The sequence below is a fragment of the Streptomyces sp. NPDC020965 genome (assembly GCF_044333555.1).
Taxonomy (GTDB): domain Bacteria; phylum Actinomycetota; class Actinomycetes; order Streptomycetales; family Streptomycetaceae; genus Streptomyces.
The window spans coordinates 1-8,417 of sequence record NZ_JBIRRE010000028.1 but is presented as its reverse complement, the minus strand read 5'-3'; the positions used below and the strand labels follow the sequence as shown (position 1 = coordinate 8,417).

Annotated in this window: 1 protein-coding gene; it reads left to right on the top strand. The window is 71.1% G+C overall.

All coding sequences use genetic code 11. From position 1 onward, the window contains the following. Positions 1-8,417, top strand: an 8,417-nt coding sequence (locus ACH4S7_RS36435; protein WP_398525728.1) for an SDR family NAD(P)-dependent oxidoreductase, incomplete at both ends; no start/stop codon positions are given.

Genomic DNA, 8,417 nt, shown 5'->3' with positions numbered 1-8,417 from the left:
CCCGAACACCACACCGCACTCACCGCCATCAGCACCATCCACACCCACGGCGGACACATCGACTGGACCACCCTCACCCCCCACACACCCACCACCACAATCCCCACCACCGCCTTCCAACACCGCACCTACTGGCTCACCTCCGAAAGCCGCGGGAGCCGCCCCGGGAAGGACGAAGCCTGGCAGTACGAGATCGACTGGCGACCCGTATCGCCCCCCAGGGCAGTCGTCCCCGGTGGCCGCTGGCTCGTTCGAGGGGACGACTCCCTCGCCGCGGAGCTGGCCGCGCGCGGCCTGGACGTGATCGTCGGTGGCGCGGCCGGTGGTCCCGTCGCCGGGGTGCTCTGTGTATCTCCCACACCACTCGGCCTGTTGGAAGCGGTACGAGAAACCCCGGAGGGGGCACGCCTGTGGGCGGTGACCCGAAGCGCCGTCACCACCGGCGCCGGGGACACGCTCACCGACCCCGACGCCGCCCAGGTGTGGGGCCTGGGCCGAGTGGTCGCCCTGGAACGTCCCGCCGGTTGGGGAGGTCTGGTCGACCTGCCGCAGGAGGGAGACGCCGATGCGCTCGGCCGACTCCTCGCCGTGCTCGGCGGGACGGAGGACCAGGTCGCCGTACGCTCGACGGGAGTCTTCGCCCGCCGACTCGTGCCCGCCACCACCGGACGGTGGGGCACCGGCTGGACTCCGCGGGGGACCGTACTGATCACTGGTGGTACGGGGGCCCTCGGCACTCATATCGCCCGGTGGGCCCTGGCTGCGGGCGCCCAGAGGGTCGTGTTGGTGAGCCGTACCGGCGAGGCCGTGACGGATCTCGGTCCGCAGGCCGTCGTGCTCCCCTGCGATGTGACGGACCGGGCGGCCCTCGCCGCCGTCATCGCGGAGTACCCGCCGGACGCGGTCGTGCACGCTGCCGGGGCACCCGGTGACCTGCGGCCAGCGGACACGTACGACGAGGAGTCCTTCACCGCCACGACCGCCGCCAAGGTGACGGGAGCGGCGCTGCTCCACGAACTCCTGGGTGAGCGGCCCCTCGACGCCTTCGTTCTCTTCTCGTCCATCGCGGGCGTGTGGGGTGCGGCGGGACAGGGCGCGTATGCCGCCGCCAATGCCTACCTCGACGCACTGGCCTCCCACCGCCGTGCCCACGGTCTGACCGCCACCTCCATTGCCTGGGGAGCCTGGGCCGACGGGGGCATGGCCACGACCGGTGACGCCGAAGCCGAGCTGCGACGCCGTGCAATCCTCACCATGGCACCGGAGAGGGCGCTCGCCGCTCTCCGCGAGGCGCTGCGCGGGGACTCCGCTTCCACCGTGGTCGCCCGCGTCGACTGGCAGCGGTTCGTAGCGCTCTTCACGGCGGGCAGGCCCAGCCCGCTACTCGACGATCTGCCCGCGGCCCGGGAGACCCGGCCCGGGCCTGCCGCCCTCGGTGAGGTCAACGCCTTTGTCGGTCGGCTCGCGGGTCTCGACACAGACCGCCGGATCGCGCTCCTGGTGGAACACGTCCGCGCCGAGGCCGCCGAGGTGCTGGGGCTGTCCGCCGGCGACGAGATCGAGGCGACCCGCGCCTTCCGTGACGCCGGCTTCGATTCGCTGACCTCGGTCGAACTCCGGACCCGGCTCAGTTCGAGCACCGGAGTGTCGCTGCCCGCGACGGTCGCCTTCGACCACCCCGACGCGGTCGCGCTGGCCCGCCACCTCCAGAGCGAATTGTCCGGCACCATGGTGGACGAGGCCCGAACCGCTCCCGCGGTGACGGCAGGCACGGATGATCCGGTCGTGATCGTCGGTATGGGCGTACGGCTGCCGGGCGGGATCAACTCCCCCGAGGAGTTCTGGGACGTGCTGGCGGACGGCACCGACGCGATCACCGAATTCCCCGTCGACCGCGGCTGGGACGCCGGGACCGCCTCCACGACCCGGCACGGTGGTTTCCTGGCCGACGCGGCTCTCTTCGACGCCGAGTTCTTCGGGATCTCACCGCGTGAAGCACTGGCGATGGACCCGCAACAGCGACTGTTGCTGGAGACCTCCTGGGAAGCGCTCGAACGCGCCGGGATCAACCCCGTTTCCGTACGTGGCACTGATGCCGGAGTATTCATCGGCGGTGCGATGCAGGCGTACGGCATGGGCGCGGACGGCGCGACCGCCGGCTCCGAGGGTTACCTCCTCACCGGTACGTCGTCGAGCGTGCTGTCCGGGCGGCTCTCCTATGTCCTCGGCGCGCAGGGCCCCGGAGTGACGGTGGATACGGCCTGTTCGTCGTCGTTGGTCGCCCTGCACATGGCGGCACAGTCGCTGCGGTCGGGCGAATGCTCCCTGGCACTGGTCGGCGGGGCCACGGTGATGGCTACCCCGACGGGGTTCGTGGAGTTCTCCCGCCAGGGCGGGCTGTCGCCGGATGGTCGGTGCAAGTCGTTCGCCGAGGGCGCGGACGGTACGGGGTGGGCCGAGGGCGTGGGCGTGCTGGTGCTTCAGCGGCTCTCCGATGCCGTACGGGACGGTCGTGAAGTGTTGGCGGTGGTACGGGGGTCCGCCGTCAACCAGGACGGCGCGTCCAACGGCCTCACCGCACCCAACGGTCGTTCTCAGCAACAGGTGATCCGGCAGGCGCTCGCCCATGCGGGACTCGTTCCGTCCGAGGTCGACGCGGTCGAGGCACACGGCACGGGCACGGTACTCGGCGACCCGATCGAGGCGCAGGCACTACTCGCCACCTACGGTCAGGAACGTGAACTGCCGCTGTGGCTGGGCTCGGTGAAATCCAACCTCGGACACACCCAGGCCGCCGCCGGAGTCACCGGCGTCATCAAAATGATCCTCGCCCTACGCCACGAACTCCTCCCCCGCACCCTCCACGTGGACCAGCCCTCCGAAAAGGTCGACTGGACGAAGGGGAGTGTGCGGCTGTTGACGGAGCCGGTGCGCTGGGAGGCGAATGGTCACCCGCGTCGGGCCGGTGTCTCCTCCTTCGGGATGTCCGGGACGAACGCGCATCTCGTTCTTGAGGAACCGCCGTTGTCGACGGCACCGGTCATTTCTGCTGTCGCCGGTGAGGTGGCGCTGGTGGTGTCCGGACGGAGCGCGGACGCGCTGGCGGCGCAGGCGGGCCGGCTCGCGGACCATCTGGAGACCGTCGATGGGTCACTCGCCGGGGTCGCCCGATCCTTGGCGACCGCCCGCGCGGTACGCGAACACCGCGCCGTCGTCTTCGCCAAGGACCCTGCCCACGCGGTCACCCGCCTGCGCGATCTCGCCACCGGATGCCCAACCCCCGACGTCCGCACCGGCACCACCGACCACCCCGGCAAATCCGTACTGGTCTTCCCCGGTCAGGGTGCGCAGTGGACCGGCATGGGCCGCGAGCTGTGGGACACGGAACCCGCCTTCGCCGCACGCATGGAGGAGTGTGCCGCGGCGCTCGCCCCGCATGTGGAATGGTCCCTACGCGATGTCGTGTACGGGACAGCGGATGCCCCCGGGCTCGACCGCGTGGACGTCGTCCAACCCGCGTCCTTCGCCGTGATGGTGTCACTCGCAGCACTGTGGGACACCTACGGCTTCCAACCCGACGCCGTCATCGGACACTCACAAGGCGAAATCGCCGCCGCCTGCGTAGCCGGCGCACTCACCCTCCACGACGCAGCGAAAATCGTCGCGCTGGTCAGTGGAACGGACACGGTCGATGAACGGATCGCGGGGGTGGCGGGCCGAGTGCCGAGGTCGGCGTGGTTCTCCTCGGTCGATGTGGACTGGATGGACGGTTCACCGGGCGGTGACTACTGGATACGGAACCTGCGCGGCCCGGTGCGGTTCGCCGACGCGGTGGCGGAGCTGCGGGACCAGGGGTTCGGTCTCTTCGTCGAGTCGAGCGCCCACCCGGTCCTCACCGCCGCGATCGGTGAGACCGCGGCGGACGCCGTAGCGTTGGGCTCCCTGCACCGGGGGGACGGTGGCCGGGACCGGTTCCTGCGGTCGGCGGCAGAGGTCTTCGTCCACGGCGGCGCCATCGACTGGCCCTCCGTACTCCCCAAAGCCACCCCCGAACCCGTACCCCCCACCGTCTTCGAACGCCAGCGGTACTGGCTGACACCAGGCAAGGGCGATGTATCAGGCGTCGGCCAGGAAGCCGTAGCACACCCCGTACTCGGCGCCATGGTGGAGAACCCCGACACCGGCGGCATCACCCTCACAGGACGAGTATCGGTCGGTCTGCAACCGTGGCTCGCAGACCACCAAGTCTCCGGCACCGTCCTGGTCCCCGGATCCGCACTGATCGAACTCGCCATCCAAGGCGGCGACCGGACCGGCACCCCCTTCCTCGAAGAACTCATCATTGAGACACCCATGGTGCTCGACGAGGACGCGACACTCGCACTGCGCGTCGTCGTGGGTTCGGCGGACCCGGACGGCCGGCGAACGGTCACCGTGCACTCCAAGACCGCGCCCGCGGCCCGGTGGATCCGGCATGCCTCGGGTGCACTCGGACCGGTCACCCCGGCCGAGCCCGAATCCATGCCGTGGCCACCCGTCGACGCAAGCCGGGTGGACACCTCGGACTTCTACGAGGGCCTGGCGGCGGCCGGTTACACCTACGGGCCCGCCTTCCGCGGCGTCCGCTCGGTCTGGCAGCGCGGAGCGGACCTCTTCGCCGAAGCCGAACTGCCCGACGGCCTCGGCACCACCGGCTTCGCCCTGCACCCCGCCCTGCTCGATGCCGTCCTGCACCCCGCCACGGTGTGGAGCGAGGACGGGAAGGTGGCGCTGCCCTTCGCATGGAACGAAGTGGCCGTACACGCCTCCGGGGCGCGTTCGGTACGGGTGCGGCTGACCCGGATCCCTGACGGTGGGGTCCGGCTGGCCGTCACCGACACCGCCGGAACGCCCGTCCTCACCCTCGGCTCGCTGATGACCCGGCCCCTGCCTGCCGCGATCGGACGGCCCGAGGGCGAGGGCGAGGTGTTCGTCGTGGAGTGGGTCGAGGCACCGTTCGCCTCCGGTGCTCCCGTGGCGATGCCGGTCGTCGTGGACGCCGAAGGATTGGACCGGGCCGGGGTGGTGCCCTGGGTCCTGCTGCGGGTGGCGCACGGCCCCGAAGGGCTGTCCGAGCCCCAGCGGGCCCGGGTGGTACTCGCGGATGTACTCGCCGTACTCCAGCGGTTCGTCATCGACCCGCGATGGCAGGACACCCGGCTGACCGTGGTCACCGGACCCGTCACCGACCCCGGTGCGGCAGCCGTGTGGGGCCTGGTCGGCAGCGCGCAGGCCGAACACCCCGGACGCTTCCTGCTCGTCGCCGATGAAGGTGTCGCCGATGAAGGTGTCGAGGCCGCTCCGGACGACGTCGCGCGGAGTACATCGACCGGGATCGCGGAAATCGCCGAGCAGGCCGCCGCCGCGGAAGAGTGGCGGCTCACCGTACGCGACGGCCGGTTCCGGGTGCCGCGCCTGCGCCCCGCCGCGGGAACCGCCGGAACCGGGGAGGAGGGAACGGACGGAGACGCCGGAGGGCAGGACCACCTCACCGGTGCGGGCCCCGACTGGGGCGGCACCGTGCTCGTCACCGGTGGTACCGGCACCCTGGGCGGGCTCGTCGCCGAGCATCTGGCGGCCCGGCACGGAGTGCGTCACTTGGTGCTCGTCTCGCGCCGGGGCCCCGAGGCGGCCGGCGCCGACCAGCTCAAAGCACGGCTGGAAGCCACCGGTACGACCGTCGACCTGGTCGCCTGCGATGTCGCGGACCGGGACGCGGTCCGCACGCTGCTGGCCACCACGGCACCCACCGGGGTCGTCCACACCGCCGGAGTCCTGGACGACGCCACGATCAGCGCACAGAGCGAGGAGCGGATCGACACGGTCTTCCGCCCCAAGGTCGATGCCCTCGTCCACCTGGACGAGCTCACCCGCGACCTCGGGCTCACCGCCTTCGTGGTGTTCTCCGCGGCGGCGGGCGTCCTCGGGAGCGCCGGACAGGCCAACTACGCGGCGGCGAATGCCTTCGCCGACGCCCTCGCCGCCCGCCGCCGGGCTGCCGGTCACCCCTCGTGGTCCCTGGCCTGGGGGCTGTGGGCCCAACCGAGCGGTATGACCGCCCAGGTGCCCCTGCACGGAACGCATCTGAGAGGCGTCGCCGCGCTGCGTGACACCGACGGTCTACGGCTCTTCGACACGGCGCTGAGCAGGGCGGAACCCCTACTCGTACCGATCGCCCTGCATATGCCCGCGCTCCGCGCGCTCGCCGTCGAAGGCCGGCTCCCCGCACTGTTGCGGGAGGTCGTCGGCCCCGTCCGGCGCTCGGTCACGACCCCGGCCGAACCGGTCCTGCCGGTGGGCGGCGCGGCGTGGCCCACCAGCGGGACCGGTGACACCGACCGGCGTGACCGGCTGATCGAGCTGGTCCGCCGCGAAGCCGCGACGGCTCTCGGCCTTCCGATCAGCGGTGTCTCACCGCGCCGCGCCTTCCAGGAGCTGGGGCTCGATTCGTTGACCTCGGTCGAGCTGCGGAACCGGCTCAGCGCCGTGACCGGCCTCAAGCTCCCCGCGACCGTGGTCTTCGACCGGCCCGACGCGGTGGCTCTGGCGGAGTACCTCGACACCCGGCTCTCCGGCACCGAGACCACCACCACGACCAACGCGAAGCCCACCGCTGTCGCGGATGATCCCGTGGCGATCGTCGGCATGGGACTGCGGCTGCCCGGTGGCATCACCGACCCGGAGGGGTTCTGGCACCTGCTGTCGGAGGGGCTCGACGCCGTCACCGGGTTCCCGACCGATCGGGGCTGGGATCTGGAGCGGCTCTACGACCCGGACCCGGACCGGCCCGGGACCACGTACACGCGGCAAGGCGGCTTCCTCCACGACGCGGGGCTGTTCGACGCCGAGTTCTTCGGGATCTCACCGCGCGAGGCACTGGCGATGGACCCGCAACAACGGCTGCTCCTTGAGACCTCCTGGGAAGCACTCGAACGTGCCGAGATCGACCCCGCCTCGCTGCGCGGCCGGGATGTCGGCGTCTTCACCGGGCTGATGTACCACGACTACGCCACCGGGGCCCCGCCGGCGAACCTGGAAGGGTTGCTCGGCACGGGCACCGCGGCGAGCGTCGCGGCGGGGCGCGTCTCCTACGTACTCGGTGTCCAGGGGCCAGCCGTGACCATCGACACGGCGTGTTCGTCGTCGCTGGTCGCCCTGCATATGGCGGCACAGTCGGTCCGGTCCGGTGAGTGCTCCATGGCGCTCGCGGGCGGGGTGACCGTGATGGCGACACCCGCCGGATTCGTGGAGTTCTCCCGGCAGCGCGGGCTGTCGCCGGACGGCCGGTGCAAGTCGTTCGCCGAGGGCGCGGATGGTACGGGGTGGGCCGAGGGCGTCGGCGTGCTGGTGCTCCAACGCCTCTCCGATGCCGTACGGGACGGTCGTGACATCTTGGCGGTGGTACGGGGGTCCGCCGTCAACCAGGACGGCGCATCCAACGGCCTCACCGCACCCAACGGCCCCGCACAACAGAAAGTCATCCGACAAGCCCTCGCCAACGCAGGACTCACCCCCGCCGAAGTCGACGCGGTCGAAGCCCACGGCACGGGTACCTCACTGGGTGACCCGATCGAGGCGGAAGCACTCCTGGCCACCTACGGTCAGGAACGTGAACTGCCACTGTGGCTGGGCTCGGTGAAATCCAACATCGGCCACGCACAGGCGGCGGCCGGAGTCACCGGCGTCATCAAAATGATCCTCGCCCTACGCCACGAACTCCTCCCCCGCACCATGCACGTGGACCAGCCGTCCGAGAAGGTCGACTGGACGACGGGCAAGGTGGAACTCCTGACCGAGCCGGTGCCGTGGGAGACGAAGGGTCGCCCGCGTCGGGCCGCTGTCTCCTCCTTCGGTGTCTCCGGGACCAACGCCCATATGGTCATCGAGGAACCGCCGGTCCGTACACCGGCCATGCCCCTGTCAGCCCCCACCAGGACCGAGCTGGTGCCGCTGGTGATCTCGGGCCGCACTCCGGCCGCGCTCAAGGCCCAGGCCGAGCGGTTGGCCGACCACCTGGAGTCGACCGGTGCCACACCGGCTGCCGTGGCCCGCTCCCTGGCCACGACCCGTACAACATCCTGGGAATGGCGCGCCGCAGTCGTCGCCGAGGACACTACGGAGGCCGTGGAGGGGCTGCGCGGGCTGACCGTACCAACGGCCCCCGCGAGCGGTGGTGGGGTGGGGTGGGTGTTCGCTGGTCAGGGTTCCCAATGGCCCGGCATGGGACAGGAACTCTACGAGACCTACCCCGTGTATGCAGAGGCGTTCGACGCGGCCTGTGCGGAACTGGACCAGGCGCTGGCGGGGTCGGTGCCCTGCCCCGTGAAGGACGTGGTCTTCGCCCCGGCCGACAGTGAGAAGGCCGCCCTCCTGCGCGA